Origin of the sequence: Acinetobacter sp. PFS20, from assembly GCF_052261015.1 — a bacterium.
GTDB lineage: Bacteria > Pseudomonadota > Gammaproteobacteria > Pseudomonadales > Moraxellaceae > Acinetobacter.
On record NZ_JBPVZE010000001.1, the window covers coordinates 1,210,892 to 1,236,217 of the forward strand.

Sequence of the window (25,326 nt, forward strand, 5' to 3'; positions counted from 1 at the left end):
GCGAGTAGATGTAAAAAAAATGATTCATGCGTCAATTCTTAGACAGATTTTTGTCGCAATGACATAATTTGTATAGCAATTCATCATTTAACCGCATAAGTTAAAGATCATCGAAATTAAACAATAAAATATTAGAGCCGTGGACTATGAGTGAACAACAACCAAAATTTGAAATTCGAGATGAAGAACTGCTTTCAGTTGACTTGATTGAAGCACAATATGCGTTAAAAGAAAGTCGGGGAAAACCCAATGCGAAAAGCACGCTGATTTTAATGAGTGGTATTGAGCTGGCAGGTAAAGGGGAGGCAGTTAAGCAGCTCCGTGAATGGTTAGACCCTAGATATTTACGAGTCAAAGCAGACGCGCCACGTGTGCTGACAGATACAGAAGCATTTTGGCAATCTTACTCGGAGTTTATTCCTACCGAAGGTCAAATTGTGGTGATGTTTGGTAATTGGTATAGCGATTTGCTCGTTACAGCAACACATGTGTCTGAACCTTTAGATGAAGCACGCTTTGATGCTTATGTTGAAAATATGCGGGCATTTGAACAAGATTTGAAAAATAACTATGTCGATGTCGTTAAAGTCTGGTTCGATCTTTCATGGAAATCACTACAAAAACGTTTAGACAAAATTGACCCGTCAGAGCAACACTGGCATAAGCTCCATGGTCTAGATTGGCGTAATAAAAAACAATACGACACTTTGCAAAAGTTACGCCGTCGCTTTACCGATGATTGGTACATTATTGATGGGGAAGATGAAAAACAACGTGATCAATTTTTTGCTCAATACCTTTTACAACATATGCGCCAACTCCCTGATCATGAAACTGAAGTAAAGGGGAAATGGCCTCAGGCAAAAATTCCAGAGAGTTTATTAAAGCCTTCTAATGAACCACTTGAAAAAGCTGACTATAAAAAAGAGCTCGATAAATTAAGCAAAAAAATTGCTGATGCCATGCGTTTCGATAAACGCAATGTCGTCATTGCTTTTGAGGGAATGGATGCTGCCGGTAAAGGGGGTGCAATTAAGCGAATTGTTAAAAACCTAGACCCGCGTGAATATGATATTCACTGTATTGGAGCACCTGAGCGCTTTGAAGCACGACATCCTTACTTATGGCGCTTTTGGAACCGCATTAATGAAGCCGAGAAAATCACGATCTTTGACCGGACATGGTATGGACGTGTACTCGTTGAACGTGTTGAAGGATTTGCTTCACCTTTAGAATGGCAGCGTGCCTATGACGAAATTAACCGATTTGAAAAAGATTTGTTTGATAGTCAAACCATTGTGGTAAAAATTTGGCTTGCGATTAGCAAAGATGAGCAAGAGCAGCGCTTTAAGGCTAGAGAAGAAACACCGCATAAACGTTTTAAAATTACCGCAGAAGATTGGCGTAATCGTGATAAGTGGGACGATTATTTAAAAGCGGCAGCAGATATGTTTGAGCGAACCAGTACTGACTACGCACCTTGGTATATTATTGCAACTGATGATAAATATACAGCACGTCTAGAAGTATTAAAGGCGGTGTTAAAACAGCTGAGAGCAGATTAAGCTCTCAGCCATAAGGCATAGATTAATTTACAATGGTGGTGCGGCTTTTTTGCTGAATACGTTTTGCAAGATTGTAACTGTCAGTTAGATGTGTTTCTGCTATTTTTTTCATCATGAAATAGCCTAAACTAGCTGCTACAATTTGTCCGCCTAGCGGTATAAATTTAGTGACTTGTTTCGTTACGATTTTGCCAAAAAAGCCATTAAATGTTTTTTTAACGGTAGTGCGTGCCACTACAAAGCCTGAAAATTCAAAACCGCGTTTACGTAGCTCATCCCAGTGAATTGTTTTAGTTTTTGGGTCATAGACACTTACGTGTTCAGGTGCTAAACCAAAACGGGAATTGATATCTGGAATGAGGTGCGACAAAATTCCTAAATCTACCACCACGTCAAAAAATGGAATCGGTACAATTGCCGCCCCAGCTGACATGTAAGCTCTTTTTTTGATGAGGTCATGACACTCATCGCGAATTTGTTCCAGATTTAGGCTAGGATCAATATAGTCAGGAATATTATCAATTTTCATCATGTTTACCTGTATCAGTTTCTTGATGCTTCTTCAAAACCAAGTGTAAGTGACACTTAAAGTTAGATTATGCTGTGTTTAAACCAACGTGACATAGTCAGATTCAGTTGTATAGTAATGAATGTTTATGATTTTGTGCATAAATTATGCAAGCAGGAAATGAAATAAATGGGGATCCACGTTATTCAAAGTCAACGTATTGATGTGTTGTTACAAGGTGTATTGGCGTCTACATCTCAAGCTTCAACGCATCCATTACAGGTTTTGAAAACCCAGCATTTTATTGTTCCAAGTCCTGCGGTCGAGCAGTGGCTGATACAAAAACTTGCAGAACAACAAGGCATGAGTGCCAATTACCAGTTTCACCAACGGGTACGCGGCTTCCAGTGGTATGCCTATCAGCAAGTTTTAACTGCGCATAAAGAACAGGTCCGTAAAGCTAACATTCCACGTTTGATTTTTAAATGGCGGGTTCATCAGGCTCTACACGAATTTATTCAACCTGACACGATGAGCATAGACACGTCTCATCCTTTACATTCTATTGTTCAGCGTATTTATGACAGTGCAGATCGACTCGAACAAGGCATAGATAAGCAATTAAAAAAACAAAAAATGCTGTATTGGGTCGCTGAGCAGGTTGCTGATCTATTTAGCAACTATATGATTTATCGGGGACAGTGCCAGCGTGGTTGTGAAAATAGTTGTACTTGCCCAGAAAACTGGTTGTCTGCTTGGGGGCAGGGCCGATCACTAGATATTGAAAAGTATATTGTACAAAAAGATGAAGAAGTGACTGCTTTTGCATTGCATCAAACGCAAGAGCTAGAACGTTGGCAGCGTTGGTTATGGCAACAACATTTTCATGATGACTTTTTGCAGATGCAGCAAATCGATGAGTTGTTTTGGCAAGACTTAGATCATCCGGACCGTAGTAAGCGTGCTATTTCAAGATTACCTAATCAAGTGGTGATCTTTACGTTGTTAGATTTACCGCCAAGCCAATTACAGTTTTTGCGCCGTTTAGGTCAATATATTGATGTATTGATTTTGCACTATAACCCTTCACAAGAATATTGGGCCGATAGTGTCGACCCACTCTGGAAGCAGCGATATGACTTAGGGGTAAAAGAGCGGTTTATTACGAAAAATCCAAAGGCAACAGATGCTGAAATTAGCGATTTCTTTAATAAATTTACGCTCAACTTTAATGCTGAAGCGCGTGAGTCCAGACATCCGCTTTTAACCAGATTGGGTAAACAAGCCCGCGACCACTTTTCACTATTATCGAATTTGTCTACGGGCGAAGAAGGTAAGTGGGTTGATGCTTTTGTGGATGATTTCCCTGAAAGTTTACTCGGTAAAGTTCAGTCAGATATTTTGCATTTAGTGGAGCCGCAAGCTAAACAATATGAGCTTGCCTCCGATGATGACTCTATTCAGATTCATGTTTGTCATTCGACTCTACGTCAACTTGAAGTATTAAAAGAGCAATTAATCTGTTGGTTGGCTAAACCACATGAGCAGCCGCGCCGTCCAAACGACATTTTAGTTTTAGTTCCTAATTTGGCCGACATAGAGCCTCTAATTCGAAGTGTATTTCCCGCTACTGCCACTGAACAGGGAGTGCATTTGCCCGTAAAAATCGCAGGTGTTGCATCACTCGATGCACTTAATGCTTGGCGTGCCGTGATTGGACGTATTCAACTGATGCAGGGGCGTTTTAGCTTTGATGATTTTGCTGACTGGTTAAGTTTGCATGCGACCCAGCAACGTTATGAACTTGAGTATGTTCAGGTTGAGCGAATTTTAAATTTACTTGCCGATGCGGGCTTTAAACGAGGGCTAGATGCAGAGCATCTCAAACGCAGTTTATGTGAAGGGGATGACGATTACCGATATAGCTTTAAATTTGCATTAGAGCGATTGGCTCTTGGTATTGCCGTGCCTGTACATGCGACGTTTAATCAGGTCTTGAGTTATGCCAAAGTTCAGCCCAGTGATTTTGAGCTGGTTGGTACACTTATTCAGATTTATCAAGATTTGAATGAGCGCCGTGATTGGTTAACTCTACATGAACAAGGGAAAGTCTATACGGTTGAATATTGGCTTCAAGTGCTAGGCAAAGATATTGTTGAATTTGAGCAGGTCGGTGTTGCAGCTTTAAAAGCTGTGCGGGAAATTGTTAAAAAACAAGAACGAATGTTGACACTCGCAAGCTATTACGCCGAGACAGAAACAGGAACTTTGCGCAAAATTACCTTGCCTCTGCCTTATATTATTGAAGAAATTCAACGAACTTTAGAAAGCCAAAGTGCACAAGCTGAACCGACAGGGCAAATTACCTTTGCTCAAATTGGACACATTCGACCATTACCTTATCGCTTAATGGTCATGCTAAATCTAGATGCAGGGCAATTTCCAAACCGTGACACCCATGTGCCATTTGATTTAATGGATGCACTGCGGCAACAGTTGGGTGATCGCTCTCGACTTGAAGATGATCAAGGTGCTTTTTTAGATGCTTTATTATTGGCCCAAGACAATTTATGGCTGTTTTATAACGGCTTTGATGTGAACGATGGTGAGGTGCGAGAACCTTCCAGTATTCTTCAAGAGTTCTGTGAACACCTTGCCCTGATTGTGAAAGCTGAAGGTGACGTACCTGAAAATGTAGTTATTGAAGGAATTGAGATTCCATCACAGTTAACACAACTCTATCACTTACATGACTTACAGCCCTTTGACCCAAAAGGATTTACTGTAGAAAAAAGTGTGATCCGTTATCAAGATCACTGGTTTAAGGTCGCTTCACAAATTCAGCAAGTCTCAGGAAACCGCCAACCTTGGGCGAATACGACCTATCCGCTACAAGCCCCTGATATGCTGGTTTTAGATAGCCAGCAGTGGATACAGGATGTGACGTTCCCTGCACGGTTATATTTGAAAACTTTAGGGGTAGAAAACTTAGGAAGTGTCGGAGTGCTCGACCAAAATGAACCTTTATTATTAGATGGTTTAGGGCGTTATGCGATTCGACATTTTTTACAGCAATCCGAACAGCAAGCACAACCTGAAGTATTAATTGATCAGTTACCTGTAGGTAAAGTCAAATATAGCGCATGGCAACAAGGTGTGTTTGAGCAAGAATGTTTACTTGAACGCCTACATCATTATGCACCCGCAGTGACACAAACCACGCAGCGTATTTGGCGCATTGCTAAACAGCTTCATATGAATATTACGGTTCCAAAGTCTGAAACTCAGGATTGGGTGAGTATGGAACCTTCAAGCGCCCGAGCAAAAAGACGCGCTAAAGTCTGGCTGGAACACCTACTTTGGTTAGCTTATTTGAATGAGGGAAGTGCAGGAGCTGAAAAACGTCGTATTGTGGTTTTTAGCGATCAAACTGTGATTTGTAGTGGTGTAAGTTCTGAGCAAGCTCGGCAATATTTACAACCATGGTTTAAAATCTGGCGCCACGCACAGCAACAACCATTGGTTCTACCAGCAGCCTTATTATTAAAACCATTAGAAAAAGCCAAAGAATATCAGTGGGAAACAACAAATCAGGCAGAAAAAGCAAAACTGGATGAGAAGAGCTATGCTGAGCTGTTAAAATACTGGAATGAAACAGGGTCATTTACCACAATGGATATGACTCAAAATGAAGCTTGCAAGTTGCATCGAGACTGGAGCTTTATTTTACAAGAACAAGATGCACAAGCTTTGCTTCAACATGCTTGTGATGAGTTTGCGTATGATCTGTATCATCCGGTTTTTCAATTTCAACATTCGGAGTAAGGCATGAACTCAAGAGTACAGGTGTCTTATCAACCTATTATTGATATTGAATTTAGTGGCTTACACTTAATTGAAGCTTCGGCAGGTACAGGAAAAACCTATACCTTATCAAGTTTGATGGTCCGTATCTTTCTTGAAAAATACTTGCCTAGACAAGTCATTGCGACCACATTTACCCGTGCTGCCGCTGCTGAGTTAAAAAGTCGTATTCGCGCCCGTTTGGTCGAAACGTATCGTTACTTAGAGACCAAGCGTAGTTTTACAGAACACGAATTAATTACACAGGCCGAGCAAGAGCCAGACTTATTACTTCAACATATTCTAAAGCATTTTGCGACGCGTATTGCCTACGCGTGTGAACGTTTAAAACTGGTTATAGATCAATTAGACGAGTTATTTGTTGGAACACTTGATAGCTTTAGCCAAAAACTATTACGTGAGTTTGCCTTTGAGAGTGGCAAAATTGAACGCGCTCAAATTACCGATGATGCCAAAACTTATAGTCGACAACTAATTCATGATGTTTTACGTGAATGGATACAGTCTCAACCTCAGACCGTGATTGATGCGTTATATCTGGCAGGTGAACTCAAGAGTGTCGATAGTTTTGTCAAACTTGTTGAAGACTCACTGAATTTTAGTTCGGCTCACTTTAAACTTCCTGAAAAACCAACCATTCAATTTGAACAACTTGCACAGCTCAAACAGTTAGCAACAGAAATTGACTTAAGCCTTTTAGAGCCGTATTACTTGCTTGATGGCGAGCACTATAAGCATGTGAGCGGGACAGTATTTAGAAATGGGGCATTTAATAAACTATTTAGTGAATGTTTACCGCAGCTACTACAAGTTCTAAAGCAAAGCGATATTATTTTAGTTTTTGACGGGTCATTAGCCGCACAACGAGAACTTATTTTTAAGTTTTTAGGTCAACTTGCCGATCAGAAAGTTTTTAAGAAATGTCCTGCTGAAATTTCAGATGATTTCTATCAACATCCTTGTATCCAACAGATTCAACAGCTATTTGGTGTGCTGAAAAACTACGCCGAGCAGTTCGACCAGCTTCATATTTTTTTAAAAGCCTATTTGTGTGTAGAGGTGAAAAAACGTTTACCTCAGGTTTTGCAAAATAAAGGTGAAACTACTTTTTCTCAGCAAATTCGTACACTTTCTGAAGCTTTAAAAGGTGAGCAGGGGCAGCGTTTTGCTGTATTTGTTCAGGCACGTTATCCCTTAATTCTGGTCGATGAATTTCAAGACACCAACCAAGATCAAGACGACATGCTCGCCAGCATTTGGCGTCATCCTGAGCGCTACCAAAAAGGTTGCATGATTATGGTGGGTGACCGGAAACAGGCGATTTACGGTTTCCGCGGTGGGGATATGCTCACCTTCTTAAATGCCTATAAGGATATTCAAACTAAACATGGTCGTGAATATAAGTTAATTCATAACCATCGTTCCGTTGCAGATCTGGTTGAAGTGGTCGATGCCTTATTTCAAAGACAAATTGATTTCGGCGAAGAGGTTCAATATGACCCAATTCGAGCAGGAACTCGGCCTCATCCTGTATTAATTGAGCAGAACAATCATAATCCTCACCCTTTACGCTGGTTAATGCTCAAAGATAAAGAAACAGAGGCTCAGCAAGTTGCATGGAAGATTCGAGATCTACTTAACCAGTCACATGCTGGACAACTATATTTTCAAAAAGATACTCAGACTCAAACCTTAAACGAAGATGATATTGCGGTATTGTCCCGTAATCATGATGGCCTCGATAAAGTTCAATTTGAGCTAGAACGTTTAGGAATTCGGGTTAACAGGCCATCAAAACGAAGTGTTTTCGATTGCACGATTGCCCGAGATGTTGGTGCTTTGTTGACAGCCATACTTCATCCTTACGATGAGGCAAAAGTGAAACGAGCTTTAATTAGCCGTCTATTTGCCATGGATTTAAAACAACTCTTGCAGCTTGAGCAGACAGCCGAAGGGTTAAGCCAGTTTATGACCGGTTTTGATACTATTAGAGAGTTGTGGTCCGCTCAAGGTTTTTTAGTGGCATGGCAACAATGCCTCATCCAGTTTGATATATGGCAAAATTTGGTTGCAGCTCAAAGTAAAGATAATGAGCGGGTTGTGGTGAACTTGCGTCATTTAACTGAAATTTTGAGTCAGCACAGTGAAAAATACTCAGGCGCTCAGAACCTTTATCACTGGTATCTCAAACAGTTACGTTCTCCTCTTGACCGTGATTGGGAGTTAGAACGTAAATTATCGAGCGAAGCTGGTGTTCAGCTTATGACAATTCACCAGTCGAAAGGACTGGAATTTAAGATTGTATTTTTATTAGGTGCAGATAAGCCCTTTCGAGAAAATAATAAAACACTCAATTTTTCAACCCAAGATATTGTCAAACCAGACTCAAACCAGACTTTGACTCAACGTGTCGTTGCGATTGCTGACAAAACTTATTTGAATGAGATTGAACTTAAGCAACATGAAGAGCGAGCACTCGCTGAACAGAATCGTCTTTGGTATGTCGCTTTAACGCGAGCAAGCCATCGCGTCTATGCTGTTTTACAAGATATTGATGGTAAATCGGTATCAGGTCTCGCATTTTGGAAAAATAGAACTGAACCTTTTCAACACCGTTGCTGTACGGATGAAATGGTTTTGGAACAGATTCCACAAGCAATTCATTTAACCAAGCAAACCAGTGTTATTGAAATACAAGCAAAACGGTTTCCTGAACAACGTTTTTATTCGAGAGGGAAAACCAGTTTCAGTTATTTGGCACAGCATTTAAAACATAAGGCTGGCACAGATTTATTGGTCAGTCAGAGCAATGATGCTGTGTTAGCAGAAGATGAGTTGGACTTAATTCATACTGCTGAAGCAATCAGTGCTCAGCCGATTGACTGGATCAAGAGTAACTTTCCGCGAGGAACGCTTGCTGGTAATTTCTTACATGAAATCTTTGAGCATATCGATTTTCAATGTTCAGATGACTGGGTAAGTGAAATACGTCGTCGTTTTAAAAATGACTATAGTAGTCTTTGGCAAGATTTACTTAATAAATATAACGAGAGCTTCCCAGAACAGGAAGATGCCGAAAATCTGCTTTACCAGTCAGTTGCAGAATGGCTGAAAGACATTTTGCAAACGCCACTTTATCAAGGTTTCCAACTAAATCAGCTTCAACAAGAGCAGTATTTGTCAGAGTTTCCTTTTTATTTGGCATTGTCAGATCGGGTTCTAGCGATGACACGTATTCAGCAGCTTTTCGCTGAGTATGGTTTGAATATGCCTGAATTACTTGAAGCACGTTCAGCGCGTTACCTCAATGGTTCTATCGATTTGGTTTATTTTGATGGACAGCGTTACCACATTGCCGATTATAAAAGTAATTACTTAGGTGATGATCTTGCAGATTATCGTAGTGATAGCATTGCTCAAAGCATGTCTTTAGCAAGTTATTGGCTACAGGCTGGTTTATATCTCGTTGCATTACATCGCTATTTGCAAGTCAAAATGCAGGATTACCAAATTGAGCAACACTTAGGTGGGGCAACTTATCTTTATTTACGTGGCATGAATGGTGAAGCTGAGCAGGGCTATTATTACTGGCAGCCTAGCATTGAGTTTATTCTGCGTCTTGATGCCATTTTAGGGTATTTTGCTGAGGATAAAATTGCATGAAAAATGCTGATAAAGTATGTAATTTTAATATTAACAAATATTTGGCATGTGGATAAGCCTGTCTATAACCATGTGGACAAGCGTGTGGAAAACTAGGTGGATAAGTGTGTGGACAATCTAAATAGCTCTGAACAGGCCGATTTAAGCTGGTTAACAACGTGGAGTAACTTCTTAAATCAGGCTCCATTTACTGAGCAATCGCAAGTGTCAGAAGCCACTTGTTACTTGCAGCAGCTTATTGAAGCGAGCTTACAAGGCGATAGCTGTATCGATGTCAGTTTTGAGCAAATTGCAGCACTTGGTCAGCTTGCTATATCTGCCGATCAAGCAACCTCAAATGTTGCCCCATGCGTCTACGATGAGCAGGGGTTGGCATTATACCGATATTGGCACCTAGAGCAACGACTTGCAGAACAAATTTGTCGATTAAAACAACAATTAATTCAACCTGTATCTTGTGATGACCACTTAGACTTACTCACAGACCCGCATCAACAGGCGGCTTTACAAATGGTTGCTCGGCAGAGCCTGAGTATTATTACGGGTGGGCCAGGTACGGGTAAGACCTATACGCTTGCACGTATTATTGCTGTACTTAGCCAAGCGATTCCGAATATTCGTGTAGCGATGGCTGCTCCAACAGGTAAAGCAGCACAGCGCATGCAAGAAGCCTTACAGAACTCGTTTAATGACCCTAAACTGCTTGAGTCTGGATTAATTAGCGAAGAGCTAAGGAATCAGGGAACACAAACCATTCACCGATTATTAGGGATGGGACATAGTCAAACACCACGGTTTAATCAAAAACAACCGCTTCCTTATGACGTGATTGTCGTGGATGAGGCTTCCATGCTGGATTTAAATCTAGCTACTCTTCTATTTGAGGCGGTGCCAGAGTCTTGTCGAATTATTTTATTAGGAGATGCAAATCAGCTCGCTTCCGTGGACGTCGGAGCGGTACTTGCTGACTTGCAACAAATACAGGCGTTGGCCGACAACAGGGTACAATTACAAACCAGTCGCCGTTTTGCTGAAGGGGCGTTGATTGGGCAGGTTGCTAAATTTATTCAGGCACAAACCTATCAACAGGATCATGCAGCTGTTTTGCAACAGTTTGAAATTGATATTGTTGAGGTTTCTGAATTAAAGCCTATAGTTTTACAAAGTGACATGCCAGATGTGGTTCAGCTTGAGTATTTGCCGGAAGGGAATCACGCAGAAGTCGAAATTTATTATCAGAAGCTCATGCTCGGTTTCCAAAGCTATGTAAAAAGCCTGAAAAATTATTTAAAAGAAGAGCGTTCAATTGAACAGGTCCAAAACGTAGTAAAAGCATTTGATGACTACCGTATTTTAACGGCTGTTCGTCATGGTCCATTTGGGTTACAGCAGTTAAATCAATATGCGCAGCGTTGGATACAGCAACAACTTTCAATAGTGACAGCAGGGGGATGGTATGTCGGTCGTCCGGTAATGATGACTTATAACGACTATCAGCTCGGTATTTCAAATGGTGACATTGGTCTGTGTTTTGAACACAGAACTCAACCTCAGCAGTTTGAAGTATATTTTCCAAGTTTGAATAAATGGGTGGCTGCAAATCGATTACCTAAAAGTATTCAAAGTGCTTTCGCTTTAACAATTCATAAATCGCAAGGGTCTGAATTTACACACACTGCTGTCGTTTTAGATCAAGCCGCAAAGAATTTATTAAGCCAAGAGCTTATTTACACTGCGATTACACGCGCTAAAAAAGTAGTAAGTCTTTTGGTTCATCCCGAAGCTTTACTACAGTCCTTTACAGTTCGTACGACACGAAAAAGTGGTTTAGTTCAGAAAGTTAATCGATTAGTTCGTTAAGCCAAACTTAATATTTTTATCCTTGTAAGAAAAAGCTTACATAGATTCGAGATATTTGCTGCTAGAGTACACCCCACGTTTTTGAGATTATAAACGCACAACGAGCTTGGCAAGGAATGTCGGGCAAAATCGCACAATAATAATAGCTTAAGTCGAGAGACTGCGAACTTACAATGACGTAGGTGTATAAAGAGGAAACTTACAGCCGCTAAGCCTTGTAGTTTTGGGAGAGACTACAGGGCTTTTTTATATTCTCAATTTTATTTACTTCTAAAAATTATCAGAAAAGTTCGGATTTAAGCCAATATTGAATGTAATTTCTTTTAAAAATTTATATCAATAATATCAATATATTTATCTGTAATATGATTTTTAAACAGCCATTTTTCCTGTGAATTGTTAAGTTAAATGTTATACAGAACTGTACGATAATGGGGCAAAAACCGTTATTTATTAAATATTAGACAGACCTGTACGTTTTTTCTTACATGATGATAAGAAAAATACTACTTTTCTTCATAATTGGATGTGTCACAATACATCACATAAGGAAATAGAAACAAAACAACGGAAGTCAGTTAAAACAACAAGAAGGATGTGACTAGCATCTCACCAACGATAATAAAAATAGAAATAACACGATAAACAAAAACTACAGCGCAAAAAACCCAAGCAGAAATGCTTGGGTTTTTTATTTGATTTACACTAAGTTCGTTTCATGAGCGTCGCTGCCAAACAAAGATCGGCGCTGATCTCTAGGAATGCGTGGGCATTGGGTTGAAATCTGATAAAGCACGTTGGCTAAAGCAGGAAGGTGAGTGCCCACGACCGATTTGCCCGTTGTTAATAAAGAAACACTAATATCTCTTTCAGGGTCGGCCCAACATAAAATGTTGGAGAATCCTAAATGACCAAAAGCTTGCCCCGTCATTGGACCAAAAAGGCCTATAGGATTACTACCTAACATTGGACCTAAGGCATAGCGCATTGGAATGAGTAAAGTACGGTCAATATTAACGCCTGTGGTCGGCAGTGTTGCCCTGAAAATCGTTTTCTCACTGAAGATTTGCTGACCGCCATAGCTTCCACCACTTAAAAGCATTTCAAAGAAACGTCCAGCTTGTTCTGCACTGGTATAAATGTTGCCGGCTGGGCAAATTGTGTCCATGAAACGACTATCGTTAGTCACATCAACTGCAAGTTGTAACCCTCCACCTAATACATGGTTCAGGTAATGATCTGTACCAAGCCGAGGGTGTAGACCCGTTGCACAGTTTAAGGCTACCTCTGAGCGGTATTCTGGTTTTAAGCCATAATTGAAATAAGGCATTCCCATTGGCTTTTCGATAGTTTGATGCACAAACTCACGTAAATCTTGCCCAGTCACTCGCTCAATGACTTCTCCTAAAATATAACCCGCCGTAACCGCATGATAAGCAAGATGGTTACCAGCCGGAGATACAGGCTTGGCAGCATATAAACGTTTTAAAATTTCGTCTTTATCAAATAGAAGTTCGGGCGTGACATCGCCATCAATATAGGGGATGCCGCCACGATGTGCTAATAAATGAAAGAGTGTTGCACGGCGCTTACCATTTACGCCGTATTCCGGAATATAGTAGCTCACAGGATCAAGTAAATTGATTTCGCCCTTTTCATCTAGTAGATGAATCAGCATGGCCGTGATCATCTTCGATGCTGAAAACAGACAAACGGGTGTATCTGGAGTCGCAATCAGAGCATTCTGTTGTAATCCTGCCGGAGAGTTCCCTTGAGCATATCCAATGCTTCTGTTCAGCAAAATTTTACCTTGTCTACGTAAGCAGAAGGTAATGAGTGGATAATTTCCGGTTTTATATAGTGCTTCTATACTGTTCCAGATTTTTTGAACCTGGCGCTCAGTCATTCCACCCTGTTCAGCAGCAACTTCATCTTGACGACGAATAACTTGCTCAATATTGTCCGGTACTGGACAAGTGTTGGTTGAAAAAATTTTCACACGTCCCTCGCGCTTCTTTCTTTTTATTCAAAGCTAGTGTGCAGGGTTAGTATGCTTGTGTCAGTGTCTAAAATGACAAGTTACTGAAAACTATTTTGCAATCCACCTATAGATACCTTAAAATAGGCAACTTGCTGTAGTGATGCACGGCAGTCAGTTGCCTCAACTGATTCATATCGTTTACTTTTTTAAGCATCTCGGAGAAATCGAATGGCTTTAACTAATGCAGACCGCGCAGAGATCATTGCTAAATTTGCTCGCGCTGAAAATGACACTGGTTCACCAGAAGTACAAGTAGCTTTATTGACTGCTCAAATCAATGATTTACAAGGTCACTTTAAAGCTCACAAACACGACCATCACAGCCGTCGTGGTTTGATTCGTATGGTTAACCAACGTCGTAAATTGCTCGACTACTTAAATGGTAAAGACCACGGTCGTTACACTGCTTTGATCGGTGCTTTAGGTTTACGTCGTTAATTCGATTTTCACTTTGTTTTCGCTATTTCGCATGTCGCAATGCTTTATCGCTGAAAAGAGAGTTTCACTTAATTTTAGGTTAAGTGATGTTTAGAAGGGGCGCTTGTGCGCTCCTTCTTTGCGTTTAATATTATTTAAAATTTTTGGCCTAGTGTGATGGCTTCTAAGCTTTGTCATTTATCTACCAACAGTTGTAGTCTGAATGCCAAACCTTAGGGGTCTCACTAGAATAAAATTAGGAAAATACAATACATGTCAATGTTTAATATCGTTCGTAAAGAATTCCAATTCGGTCAACATCAAGTCGTTTTAGAAACGGGTCGCGTTGCACGTCAAGCAAACACAGTTTTAATTACAATGGGTGGCGTAACTGTTTTAGTTGCAGTTGTTGCTCAACCTAAAGCAAAAGCGGGTCAAGACTTCTTCCCGTTAACAGTTAACTATCAAGAAAAACAATATGCAGCTGGTCGTATCCCTGGTGGTTACGGTAAGCGTGAAGGCCGTGCTTCTGAAGCTGAAACTTTAATTTCACGTCTTATTGACCGTCCAATTCGTCCATTGTTCCCAGAAGGTTACTTCAACGAAATCCAAGTAACAGCAACAGTTGTTTCTTCTGACAAAACTATGGATGCTGATATTGCAGCAATGCTTGGTACATCAGCAGCATTATCTATTGCTGGTACTCCTTTCCGTGGTCCAATCGGTGGCGCACGTGTTGGTTTAATCAACGGTGAATATGTTCTTAACCCGAACTTTGAACAGTTGAAAGAAAGTGATCTTGACCTTGTTGTTGCTGGTACAGAATCTGCTGTATTAATGGTTGAATCTGAAGCGAAAGAGCTTTCAGAAGACCAAATGCTTGGTGCTGTGCTTTTCGGTCATGACGAAATGCAAATCGCGATTCAAGCAATTAAAGAATTTGCTGCTGCTGCTGGTGCAGTTGAATCAACTTGGGTTGCTCCAAGCAAAAACGAAGCACTTCTTGAGCAATTAAAAGCAGCTTTCGAAGCTAAAATTTCTGAAGCATATACAATTGCGGTTAAACAAGACCGTTATGCAGCACTTGATGCACTTTATGCAGAAGCTGTAGCTCAGTTCGTTCCTGAAAATGACGAAACTGGTATTGCTGACGAAGTAAATGAATTATTTGAAGACCTTAAATACCGTACAGTACGTGACAACATCTTGTCAGGTAAACCACGTATTGATGGCCGTGATACTAAAACTGTTCGTGGTATCGACGTTCAAGTTGGTGTATTAGACCGCGCTCACGGTTCTGCATTATTTACACGTGGTGAAACTCAAGCGTTGGTAACAACAACTTTGGGTAATACTCGTGATGCATTAATGGTTGATACATTGTCAGGTACTAAAACTGACAACTTCATGTTGCACTACAACTTCCCTGCATACTCTGTAGGTGAAACTGGTCGTGAATCTGGCCCTAAGCGTCGTGAAATCGGTCATGGTCGTTTAGCTCGTCGTGGTGTTCAAGCTGTTCTTCCTGCTGCTGACCGCTTCCCGTACGTAATCCGTATCGTATCTGACATTACTGAATCTAACGGTTCATCTTCAATGGCTTCTGTATGTGGTGCTTCATTATCACTTATGGATGCGGGTGTTCCACTTAAAGCACCAGTTGCTGGTATCGCAATGGGCTTAGTGAAAGAAGGCGAGCGTTTTGCAGTACTTTCTGACATCTTGGGTGACGAAGATCACTTAGGTGATATGGACTTTAAAGTAGCAGGTTCTGCAAACGGTATTACTGCGCTTCAAATGGACATCAAGATTGAAGGTATTACTGAAGAAATTATGGAAGTTGCATTAAACCAAGCATTTGCTGGTCGTATGCACATCCTTAATGAAATGAATAAAGTGATTTCACGTGCTCGTGCTGAAATCAGTGCTCATGCACCGACGTTTGAAGTGATTAACATCAATCCAGACAAGATCCGTGATGTTATTGGTAAAGGCGGCGCAACGATTCGTGCCATTACTGAAGAAACTAAAGCTGCAATTGATATTGAAGATAACGGTACAGTTCGCGTATTTGGTGAAACTAAAGCTGCTGCTCGTGCTGCGATTGCAAAAATTCAAGCACTTACTGCTGAAGTTGAACCAGGTAAGATCTATGACGGTAAAGTAATCCGTATTGTAGAATTCGGTGCGTTTGTAAATATCATGCCGGGTACTGATGGTCTTCTTCACATTTCGCAAATTTCAAATGAACGTATTGCGAACGTAACTGACGTTCTTAAAGAAGGTCAGGAAGTGAAAGTACAAGTTGCTGATGTTGATAATCGTGGTCGTATTAAATTGACTATGAAAGACATTGAACAAGCATAATTGTTCTAGTGACATGAAAAAGTCCGCTTGATGCGGACTTTTTTTATGGCATGATGCAAGTAATATAAAAACAGATCGTTGTGGTATGCAGGTTTATTATTTTTATCGCCATCAAGCTGACGGCTATGTCTTTTTAAGCCGAGAACAGCATAGTGAACATGTTCTGGAGTTTTTCTGGATTGACAGTGTCAGAACGGATGTGGTGAATCATAACGAAGAATGGCAACAAAGGATTCATCAGCTTTCGGGTGTGGTTATTAATGAGTTTCATATGCGGGATATTGCCAATATTGAACATCCCTGTGCATTTGACACACTTGAAGAATATGACCTGCTCATTTTTAAAAAGCTGGTTACACCTGATGATGAAATTAAACATGCTGAATCCCAAGATAGTGTTTTTGGATTAGCGACGACACCCATCAGTTTTATCTTGACGCCTGATGTACTGATTAGCGTGCGTGAGCAGGGCAATAAGTCGATTGAAAACTATATTCAACGTCTCGAAAATATTTTATGTAAAACTTTAGAAGAACAAAACAAAACCCGTAAATTACCGAATTCACCCGTCGATTTATCGTTACGCTTGTTAAATAGTATGGTTGATGGTTATCTTGATATCCGTTCACCATTGACGAGAAGAGTCGAGCATTGGCAGCAACAACTATTACAGGGTAATCGTCGTTTTAAACAATGGCACCAGTTGTTCCATGAAAATATGGCCTTTCAACAGGTCGAAAATTTATGTGAAGAACAAATCGAAACCCTTCAAGAATTTCGAGATGAAATTGTAGAAAATTACCATCATGTGGTTGGTGGACATATCCGCAATTCACAAGATATTCTACTAGTTCGTTTAAATGATTTAATGAGTCATGTGGAACGTATTCAGAAACATACTTTACGGTTACGTAGCGCAATTCAGTCGGCCATTGATTTACATTTTTCTGCTATTGCAAACCAAACCAATGAAAACATGCGGATTCTTGCAATTATCACGGCAGTTTTTGCGCCGCTCACCCTTTTAACGGGCATTTATGGAATGAATTTTGAGTTTATTCCTGGTCTTAAATCACCAGTTGGTTTCTGGATTATGTTAGGGGTCATGCTACTGAGTACGATTTTGCTTTTGTACTATTTTTATCGGCAGCACTTGGTTGGGCGTGGTGAAAAAAGTGTGATTGATTTACTGGCTCAACAGCATCGTCAAGATCGGATGAATTTGTTTTGGTTTTTGGAATATGAGCCGATTAAACAGACTGTGAAGGAATTAGAGAAGATTACTCGGTTGAAGTAATAAGAATTTTCAAAAATCAGTAAATTTGAGTTGTTAGTACTGCCTCAAATTTAAGGATGAATTAGATGTTTTTTGTATAGGCGTATCCTTACTTTTGACTGGGCAAAAGTAACAAAACCCCTTTATTGGACTAACGGTACATCCATATTACCGCAGTCCAAAAGGCGGCATCCATGCCGCCCATCACGTTAGCTCATGCCTTTTTGAAAAAGCTATTGAGAAAAAATCTTAATGAAAATGCTTCAACTGTTTTCTAAGTTGTTGTACTTCATCAATCAAATCTAGCATCACCGCAACTGCTGCCAAACTTGCGTCAAAGTCACGTTGCAGACGATATGCTTTACGTGCACGTGCGACATCTTCGCCCATAAACTGATGTGCTTCAGGCGTATTGTCGACCGATAAAATGTCATATTCAATTAACTGAATAATCCAGTCAGGGCTTTGACCACAAGCTTGAGCAAATTGTTGCAAGTCAAATGTAGATTGTTCATCAACGACCTCCGCACTAAAGGTACGGCCGTCATATACAATTTCGCGATAATGAATGGTTGTCATGATCTTGCTCCCTAATGAGATGAACGAGGTTCGAATGAAGCGAAGGCTTCAGCCAGTTGCTGATAAGCTTGTTTTTCTTTTTCAGAATGTGCTGGTGGGAATACAATATTTAAAATTAAATAGAGATGGCCTGGCGTTTTATTTGGTATCCCTTTGTCTTTTAAACGTAGCTGTTGTCCTTGTTTTGCGTTGTGAGGTAAGTTGACGTTTAAAGGTCCAGCTGGTGTTTTTACCTCAATACCCTGACCTAATGCAGCTTCCCACGGCGCCACATCTACAGTCAAATATACATCGCTACCTTCAACATGAACGCGATCTGTATCTTTATACTGAATTTCAATATAAAGATCGCCGTTGGCACCGCCATTGATACCACTTTGTCCTTGTCCACTTAAGCGGATTTGCTGACCTTCTTTCATACCTTTTGGTATTTTCACCTGCAAGGTTTTACGTTGAACTTCAGGCTCGCCATAAGCATTCATGGTCGGGATTTGCAGGGTAATCTGTTGCGTTGATCCATGATAGGCAATATCAAGATCGACTTCTATGCTGGCATGTTGGTCTTCACCGCGATAACTACGCTGTTGTCTTTGGTACTGCTGCTGACCACCACCAAATCCTGCACCAAAGCGCCCAAATAAATCTTCAAAACCGCTAAAGTCTGCTTGTTCACCACCTGTAAAGCCTTGGCGATAAAACTGTGCTCCATCAAAACCACCTTGTGCAGCACCCTGACCAAAGTTATTAAAACCTTGAGGATGATCTAACATCTGGTCATATTCAGCTTTTTTTTCTGCATTGCTTAACGTGTCATAGGCAACATTAATGGCCTGCATCTTTTCTTCTGCATCTTTTTCTTTGCTGATGTCAGGATGATATTTACGGGCTAGTTTCCGATAAGCTTTTTTAATTTCATCAGCAGAGGCTTTGCGTGTAACCCCTAATTCTTCATAATAATTTTTTGCCATAATGTTTTATCACGATGGAGTTGTTTATTTCATTATGAAACGATTTTTAGAGTTTTCAATAAGCTAGATTGTATAAGAGTTGTTCTATTCCAAAATAAAATTAATAGAAAAAGGTATAGGCAAATGAGGCTCATACCTTTCATGATTTAGATGAAACTTTGATATAAGCCGTAAAGGGCAATAAGTAAAAGTAATAAACCGCATAGCCCTAATATTTTTGGGTATAAATGACTGTTAGAAAGGCGACGGAAGAATATATAAACCAAAGATAAAGTGAGGAAGTCTAAAACAATCCATGTCAGGGTCAGTATGGTTAGACTTAAATTTAATTGTGGGGTAATAGACACAAATTGCGGAAAGAAAGCCGAGAAAAAAATAATATCTTTAGGGTTTGAAATACCGACGAGAAAGCCTTTTTTAAAGCCGCCATTTTGTGCTGAAACTGTTTGTATTGCTTCTGGGTGAGGTGCTTGAATGACTTCTTTGAGAATACTAAAACCCAAATAACCAATATATAGGCAGCCTAAAATACGAATGATATTGAGATAACTATCGTTAACGCTCAGTACTCCCTTTAAAACGAGTACTGAAATAAAAATTAAGACAAGGGATGCGAGATTTGTACCAAAAATGGTTTCAAGTGCTTTTTTATAGCCTCCTTTAAGTCCAGCGCTTGCAACTAAAATCATGACGGGGCCAGGGGTCGCAATCATAATAATTACGCTAAAAATAAAGAGAAAATAATCAAAATAATTCATGGCGTTTTAAGCATCTATTTATAGGCTATAAAGTAGCCTTATCTTATCCTATTTAAAATAAAATATTGAAAACTATCATCAAAAGTACAGATAAATAAAAAGGCGGTAAATCCGCCTTTTTATAAATTTTAATAATTAACTTAAATGTTCACCAAATAATGCTAAAGCTTCTTCAGCAGTAAAGGTGTATTGAGTATTACAGAACTGACAATCCATACGAATAGGGTTCTGTTCTTCTAAGGTTTCATGAACAGCGTCTACACCAATTTGAATCAGCGCATTTGCACAGCGTTCTTTTGAACATGTACAGCCAAATTTTAGTGCTTCAATTTCTGGTAAACGAACTTCTTCTTCGTTATATAAACGATATAAAATTTCGTTTGCATCTAAATTGGTCAGCTCTTCGGCTTTTAATGTTTCGGTCAACATCGTCAAACGTGGCCATAAATCTTCATCGACCAAGTTTTGCTCTTCTTCATCATGACGTGGTAAAAGCTGAATCAGTAAACCACCAGAGCGTTTGGTCGTACTTGCTAACACAATGCGAGTTGGAATTTGTGCAGACAAATCGTAATACTGCATTAAACAGCCAGCTAAAGTTTTTTGATCAAGAGGGACAATCCCTTGATAACGCTCACCAAATTCAGGTTCAATATTAATAAATAAAACTGGATTAACTAAAGCGCCAAGAACTGTACTACTGTCTGTTGCTTCGATGAAGCGTGGGTCTGTTTCGTAATCAGCTAGAGCACGGACTTCACCCAAATGATTACATTCAGCCATTGCCCACTTAAAGGTGCCGCTAGCCTGGATTTGCAAGCTGATACGGCCTTTGATTTTTAGTGTACTTGCAAGTAATGCAGTCGCACTCAACATTTCACCTAACAGAATTTTAACCGCAGGCATATAGTCACGTTGAGCTAAGATAGTTTGTAGTGCTTCTTCTAGATGAACTACTTCCCCACGAACCGGAAAGTTCTCAATATAAAAGCGTTGGCGTAAATCAGACATAATATTCTCCAGGGCCCTAAGCAGAGTATAACTATTTCGTTTTAATCAAGCTTAGGAAATGCAGCGAAGCCGCAAGCCGGACAGGGGCAGCTTTGTGCCCATTGTCCAATTATTTAGGCAATGTGAATAAGTCCTTAATATAGCCATTTTCTGAAATCTCAAGTTATTCTAGATGATCTCTTGTAATGTCGATGCGATTTGGCTGTAAATGACGCTTTAAATTCACATCATGTTTTGACGTAGCCTGTTGCTGTGCATCACTTTCAAACAAATGTTCAAGTTCGGCTAAGGCATTACGATGTGTTTCAAAGATCTTCTGTTCATCAGTATAAATACTTTGCTGCTGTATGAGCAATTTCTCATCATAATCCCGAAAGATTTCGATATTGTTATAGGCTTGTTCATCTGAGATGCCGAGTTCTCGTAAGGCGCGATAAGCCATTCCTAATGAAGATAAATACGTCTCACGCCAAATGTATTCAACACCTAAATCTCTTAAAAGATGTACATGGTGACGGTCACGAGCACGAGCCAACAGCTTTAAGTTTGGATAATTTAATCTAAGATGGCGAGCGACATTCATTGAATCTTCGACATCATCAATCGCTAAAATAAATACTTTGGCTTTTTCAATACCAGCAGAACGCAATAAATCTGGCTGGGTCACATCGCCATAATAAAGCTTCCCGCCGTATCGACGAACAAAGTCCACTTGATGAAGATTGTTGTCGATTGCGGTAAAGCCCAAATGTTGCAGGCGGGCAATACGCGCGATAATTTGTCCAAATCGCCCAAAACCTGCAATGATAATCGGATTATCCTGCTGAGGAATTTCATCGTACTCAGGTGGACGTTCTTTATTAAACAGAGGAATGACCTTGGTTGCCATAATCCAGTAAATCACTGGGGTAAGTACCATCGACAACGTCACAATAAGGGTCACTGGTTCTAATAGAGCTTGAGTTAAAATTTTCTCACTTTTGGCAAGACTCAGAATTACAAAAGCAAATTCTCCGCCTTGTGCCAAGCAAGTGCCCAAAAGCAAACTATTGTTCCAACTGTATTTTTTATAGCGGGCAATGGCAGTCAATATCAGTGTTTTGATGAGCAATAAGCCGACTGCTCCACCAATAATAAGTAAAGGCATTTCAATCAGTAATGACAGTTGAGTGGTCATACCCACGGTCATAAAGAATAAGCCAAGTAGTAAACCTTTAAATGGTGCAATACTCGCTTCAACTTCGTGACGAAATTCTGAATCGGCTAATAATACACCTGTGAGGAACGCGCCTAACGTCGTGCTAATTCCTAAAGTATCCATAAGCAAGACAACAGCAAGAATAATAAATAATCCTACTGCTGTAATAAGTTCAGTCGCGCCACTTTTGGCAACAAAGCGGAAGAATGGACGCATCACATAGCGACTAAACAAAAACAAACCCGTAAAGGTTGCAATAATCGCCGCAAAATAAGCAATCCCATGATGGGTTGATTCTGTTCCTGCCAATAATGGAATGATGGCAAGTAAGGGAATCGCCGCTATATCTTGAAAGAGCAAAATCGAAAAAGACTGCTGACCATAAGTCGTGTTGAGTTGCTGCTTTTCAGTCAGAAGCTGTAATACAAAAGCGGTAGAAGACAGTGCAAGGGCAAAACCAATGACAAAGCTAATAGAAAGCTGCTGCTTAAAGAGTAATAGTATGATCAGCATAAGTACGCCACCGCTAATGAGGACTTGCAGACTTCCCATTACAAAAATAGAGTCACGCATTTCCCACAACCGCTGTGGTCTTAGTTCTAAACCAATCAGGAACATCAATAAAATGACACCGAATTCGGCAAGTTCCATAATTGCTTCAGGGTCATGTGCAATATTTAAAACACTAGGACCTAGAAGTATTCCTGTAAATAAATAACCTAAAACTGTTGCTATCCCTAGGCGTTTGCCAAGAGGGACTAAAATCAGAGAAGCTCCAAGAAAGATTGTTGCTTGCAGTAGGAATGACATTCATTGCCTCGAATGTATTAGTCTCTTTTAAGTGTAAAGCCAAAAAGGCTTCTTCACACCATGATATTCAAATCATCTAATTAAATTCTTGCGGATCGACATCAATTGATAGCCTGAGTTGATGCTGTCTTGGTGCATGAACCAATTGAGACCACCATTGTCTTAAGTAAAAATGTAGGCGAGCACGGTCGGCAGATAAAATAACCATGTGAGCACGATAGCGTCCCGCTTTACGTTCCATCGGTGCAGGAATAGGTCCCCAAATATCAACAATCTCACCAGCGACTTGGCGAAGTTGCTCGGCAGCTTCATTTAAAAATTGTAAGGTATAGTCTCGATCTTTGGACTCTGCACGTATTAGTACGGCATAGCGATAAGGTGGCAGCAAAGCTACTTTACGTTCAGCCAGCGTTTGTTTGGCAACCGCGCGATAATCTTTTTCGATGAGTGTAGTCAGTAAAGGATGATCAGGTCTTAGCGTTTGTAAATAAACATGGCCTTTGTGTTCACCACGGCCTGCACGACCAGCGACTTGTACAATTAACTGGGCAGTACGTTCAGGCGCACGGATATCTACGCTGAGTAAACCCGCATCAATATCTAAAATGGCAACTAAGGTCACATGTGGAAAATGATGACCTTTTGCCAACATTTGAGTGCCGAGCAAAATTGTTGGTTTGTTTTGATGAATACGGTCATAGATTTTTTGCCAGCTCCCGACACGACTGGTACTGTCACGATCAACCCGAATAACATCATGATCTGGAAATAATTCTTGTAAGTGTTCTTCAACTTTGGCTGTTCCTGCGCCTAAAGTTTTTAAACTCTTTTGCTGACATTCAGGGCAATGATCTGGCAAGCGATGAATGGTCCCACAGTGGTGACAATGTAAATAAGAATAAGGCTGAGTGTGCAAAGTAAAATGCGCGTCGCAATGCGGGCAATTTGCTTGCCATCCACAGCTTTCACAAACCAGTACAGGTGCATAGCCACGACGGTTTAAAAAGATTAAAACCTGTTCTTTTCTAGCTAATGTATGTTTGATTTGTTCAATAAGGGGCTGGCTAATTCCATGCTGTTTTTTGACAATTTTAAGGTCTATCAAATGCATTTTAGGCAAAAGTGCATGTCCAGCACGTTTGTTGAGTTGCAGTGTAGTTAATTTGCCAGTCTCGACCAAATAATAACTATCAATACTTGGCGTTGCTGAACCTAAAATAACAGGGCAGCTTTGCAAGTGACCGCGGTACAGTGCGACATCACGTGCATGGTAACGGAAGCCTTCTTGCTGTTTATAAGACAAGTCATGCTCTTCATCTAAAATAATGAGGCCCAAACGTGGCAGTGGCGTATAGATGGCAGAGCGCGTTCCTAAAATAATAGACGCTTTTCCGGTCTGTGCCTGTTGCCATGCTTGTAAGCGTTTGGAGTCATTTAAGCCAGAGTGCAATAAAGCAATATCACAGTTAAAACGAGACTTAAAACGGGAAATCGTTTGAGGAGTTAAACCAATTTCAGGTACTAATACCAGTACTTGTTTACCTTGCTTTAGCACCTCGTGCATGATGTGCAGATAAACTTCAGTTTTACCACTTCCTGTTAAACCATCTAGCAAAAATGCTTGGTATTGATGTTGTGCGTTTACGACGTGCTGGGTTGCTTGCTTTTGGTCTTCATTTAGCGTGAGCGGCATTTGGGCTAATTGAACAGGTGTCGGGCTAAAGTCGTGTGGTTCGAGCGTGCAGTCAACCAGTCCTTTCTTTTGAAGCGCTTTAAGAGTGGCTGTTTCTACACCACTTAAATTTAGAATATTCTCTGTGGTGCCGGCAGGGTGTAATTTTAAAATTTGATACGCATCTTGTTGCTTAACAGAACGCTTTAGTAGGGCTTCAACATTGTCACAGGGTGTGATTTTCCAAAGATGGAACAAAACATCCATCGGTTTGCCCTGACGCAATAACGCGGGTAGGGCGGTTTGCATGACCTCACCAATTGGAAATTGGTAATATTGTGCGGACCATGTCAATAAACTTAAAACTTGTTCATCTAAAATTGGTTCTTCATCTAAAAGTTCAGAAATGGCTTTAAGCTGAAATTTGCCTGTAAATGGCTCATGTGGATCTACTTTTTCTGTAATGATGCCAATCAGGTTTTGGCGTCCAAAGGAAATAGCGACGCGTGAGCCTACGTGAGCCCGTTCATATTGTGCTTGGGTGAGTGTATAGTCAAAAGTGTCGTACAGATGCACAGGTACGGCTACACGCACACGATAAACAAGTGAATCAGGCTTTGGCGTTATGGTCATAGAGGCTCATTTCGTCAATTTTAAAAAACGGCATAGCGTCGTGAAGAGGACTTGGGTATTCTACACAGGCTATAGAACGAATATGAATGATTGCGTAGCATAGATGCAACAGCAGCGACTATTATTTTTGGAAAAT

General features: G+C 40.4%; 15 protein-coding genes. 7 read left to right on the forward strand and 8 right to left on the reverse strand.

Features of this window, described 5'->3' with window-relative positions; translation table 11 throughout:
* The first annotated feature begins 146 nt into the window (after positions 1–146).
* Complete coding sequence (pap, locus tag ACS125_RS05785; protein ID WP_353156515.1) at positions 147–1,565, forward strand: polyphosphate:AMP phosphotransferase; 1,419 nt, start codon at positions 147–149, stop codon at positions 1,563–1,565.
* 22 nt (positions 1,566–1,587) lie between these two features.
* Here the strand turns inward: pap and ACS125_RS05790 are convergent, their stop codons facing one another.
* Positions 1,588–2,094 carry a hypothetical protein gene (locus tag ACS125_RS05790; protein ID WP_034596465.1) on the reverse strand — a complete coding sequence of 169 codons (507 nt, stop codon included), beginning with the start codon at positions 2,092–2,094 and terminating at the stop codon, positions 1,588–1,590.
* 168 nt (positions 2,095–2,262) lie between these two features.
* Here ACS125_RS05790 and ACS125_RS05795 point away from each other — a divergent pair, with 168 nt between their 5' ends.
* The 3 genes from ACS125_RS05795 (at position 2,263) to recD (ending at position 11,460) form a co-directional block, all read left to right on the forward strand.
* Complete coding sequence (locus ACS125_RS05795; RefSeq protein WP_443271013.1) at positions 2,263–5,898, forward strand: exodeoxyribonuclease V subunit gamma; 3,636 nt, start codon at positions 2,263–2,265, stop codon at positions 5,896–5,898.
* A gap of 3 nt (positions 5,899–5,901) precedes the next feature.
* Positions 5,902–9,600, forward strand: coding sequence for a UvrD-helicase domain-containing protein (locus tag ACS125_RS05800; RefSeq protein WP_443271015.1), 3,699 nt, complete (start codon positions 5,902–5,904; stop codon positions 9,598–9,600).
* Positions 9,601–9,708: 108 nt separating this feature from the next.
* Complete coding sequence (gene recD, locus ACS125_RS05805; protein WP_443271017.1) at positions 9,709–11,460, forward strand: exodeoxyribonuclease V subunit alpha; 1,752 nt, start codon at positions 9,709–9,711, stop codon at positions 11,458–11,460.
* A 700-nt stretch (positions 11,461–12,160) separates the two neighbouring features.
* Here recD and ACS125_RS05810 read toward each other — a convergent pair.
* Positions 12,161–13,459, reverse strand: a complete 1,299-nt coding sequence (locus ACS125_RS05810; protein ID WP_004794967.1) for a serine hydrolase domain-containing protein — start codon at positions 13,457–13,459, stop codon at positions 12,161–12,163.
* Positions 13,460–13,669: 210 nt separating this feature from the next.
* Between ACS125_RS05810 and rpsO the strand changes: the two genes are divergently transcribed.
* The 3 genes from rpsO to ACS125_RS05825 all read left to right on the forward strand — a co-directional run bounded on the left by rpsO (position 13,670) and on the right by ACS125_RS05825 (position 17,582).
* Entirely contained in the window at positions 13,670–13,939 is a 270-nt protein-coding gene (gene rpsO, locus ACS125_RS05815) for a 30S ribosomal protein S15 (protein WP_002114951.1), read from the forward strand.
* 258 nt (positions 13,940–14,197) lie between these two features.
* Positions 14,198–16,285 carry a polyribonucleotide nucleotidyltransferase gene (gene pnp, locus ACS125_RS05820; protein ID WP_171056879.1) on the forward strand — a complete coding sequence of 696 codons (2,088 nt, stop codon included), beginning with the start codon at positions 14,198–14,200 and terminating at the stop codon, positions 16,283–16,285.
* Positions 16,286–16,370: 85 nt separating this feature from the next.
* On the forward strand, positions 16,371–17,582 hold the full coding sequence (locus tag ACS125_RS05825; RefSeq protein WP_107880648.1) for a magnesium transporter CorA family protein: 1,212 nt from the start codon (positions 16,371–16,373) through the stop codon (positions 17,580–17,582).
* 228 nt (positions 17,583–17,810) lie between these two features.
* On the opposite strand, the gene ACS125_RS05830 is transcribed toward ACS125_RS05825, so the two are convergent.
* From ACS125_RS05830 to ACS125_RS05855, 6 genes are all read right to left on the reverse strand, one after another.
* Positions 17,811–18,140: a chaperone modulator CbpM gene (locus ACS125_RS05830; protein WP_443271020.1), complete on the reverse strand. Its 330-nt coding sequence runs from the start codon at positions 18,138–18,140 to the stop codon at positions 17,811–17,813.
* 11 nt (positions 18,141–18,151) lie between these two features.
* Positions 18,152–19,108, reverse strand: a complete 957-nt coding sequence (locus ACS125_RS05835; RefSeq protein WP_013199061.1) for a DnaJ C-terminal domain-containing protein — start codon at positions 19,106–19,108, stop codon at positions 18,152–18,154.
* A 146-nt stretch (positions 19,109–19,254) separates the two neighbouring features.
* Entirely contained in the window at positions 19,255–19,866 is a 612-nt protein-coding gene (locus ACS125_RS05840; RefSeq protein ID WP_005301917.1) for a LysE family translocator, read from the reverse strand.
* 135 nt (positions 19,867–20,001) lie between these two features.
* Positions 20,002–20,877, reverse strand: coding sequence for an Hsp33 family molecular chaperone HslO (gene hslO / locus ACS125_RS05845; RefSeq protein ID WP_005301920.1), 876 nt, complete (start codon positions 20,875–20,877; stop codon positions 20,002–20,004).
* A gap of 163 nt (positions 20,878–21,040) precedes the next feature.
* Entirely contained in the window at positions 21,041–22,885 is a 1,845-nt protein-coding gene (locus tag ACS125_RS05850) for a monovalent cation:proton antiporter-2 (CPA2) family protein (RefSeq protein WP_322901755.1), read from the reverse strand.
* A gap of 76 nt (positions 22,886–22,961) precedes the next feature.
* Positions 22,962–25,190 (reverse strand): primosomal protein N', encoded by a 2,229-nt coding sequence (locus ACS125_RS05855; protein WP_443271023.1) that lies wholly within the window; start codon positions 25,188–25,190, stop codon positions 22,962–22,964.
* Positions 25,191–25,326 lie beyond the last annotated feature (136 nt).

Excerpts from the sequence above, each read along its gene's own strand:
- ACS125_RS05850 (WP_322901755.1), bottom strand. The coding sequence starts at position 22,885 with ATGTCATTCCTACTGCAAGCAACAATCTTTCTTGGAGCTTCTCTGATT.
- ACS125_RS05795 (WP_443271013.1), top strand. The coding sequence starts at position 2,263 with ATGGGGATCCACGTTATTCAAAGTCAACGTATTGATGTGTTGTTACAA.
- ACS125_RS05800 (WP_443271015.1), top strand. The coding sequence starts at position 5,902 with ATGAACTCAAGAGTACAGGTGTCTTATCAACCTATTATTGATATTGAA.
- pnp (WP_171056879.1), top strand. The coding sequence starts at position 14,198 with ATGTTTAATATCGTTCGTAAAGAATTCCAATTCGGTCAACATCAAGTC.
- hslO (WP_005301920.1), bottom strand. The coding sequence starts at position 20,877 with ATGTCTGATTTACGCCAACGCTTTTATATTGAGAACTTTCCGGTTCGT.
- ACS125_RS05835 (WP_013199061.1), bottom strand. The coding sequence starts at position 19,108 with ATGGCAAAAAATTATTATGAAGAATTAGGGGTTACACGCAAAGCCTCT.
- ACS125_RS05840 (WP_005301917.1), bottom strand. The coding sequence starts at position 19,866 with ATGAATTATTTTGATTATTTTCTCTTTATTTTTAGCGTAATTATTATG.
- ACS125_RS05790 (WP_034596465.1), bottom strand. The coding sequence starts at position 2,094 with ATGAAAATTGATAATATTCCTGACTATATTGATCCTAGCCTAAATCTG.
- ACS125_RS05825 (WP_107880648.1), top strand. The coding sequence starts at position 16,371 with ATGCAGGTTTATTATTTTTATCGCCATCAAGCTGACGGCTATGTCTTT.
- ACS125_RS05830 (WP_443271020.1), bottom strand. The coding sequence starts at position 18,140 with ATGACAACCATTCATTATCGCGAAATTGTATATGACGGCCGTACCTTT.
- ACS125_RS05855 (WP_443271023.1), bottom strand. The coding sequence starts at position 25,190 with ATGACCATAACGCCAAAGCCTGATTCACTTGTTTATCGTGTGCGTGTA.
- pap (WP_353156515.1), top strand. The coding sequence starts at position 147 with ATGAGTGAACAACAACCAAAATTTGAAATTCGAGATGAAGAACTGCTT.
- rpsO (WP_002114951.1), top strand. The coding sequence starts at position 13,670 with ATGGCTTTAACTAATGCAGACCGCGCAGAGATCATTGCTAAATTTGCT.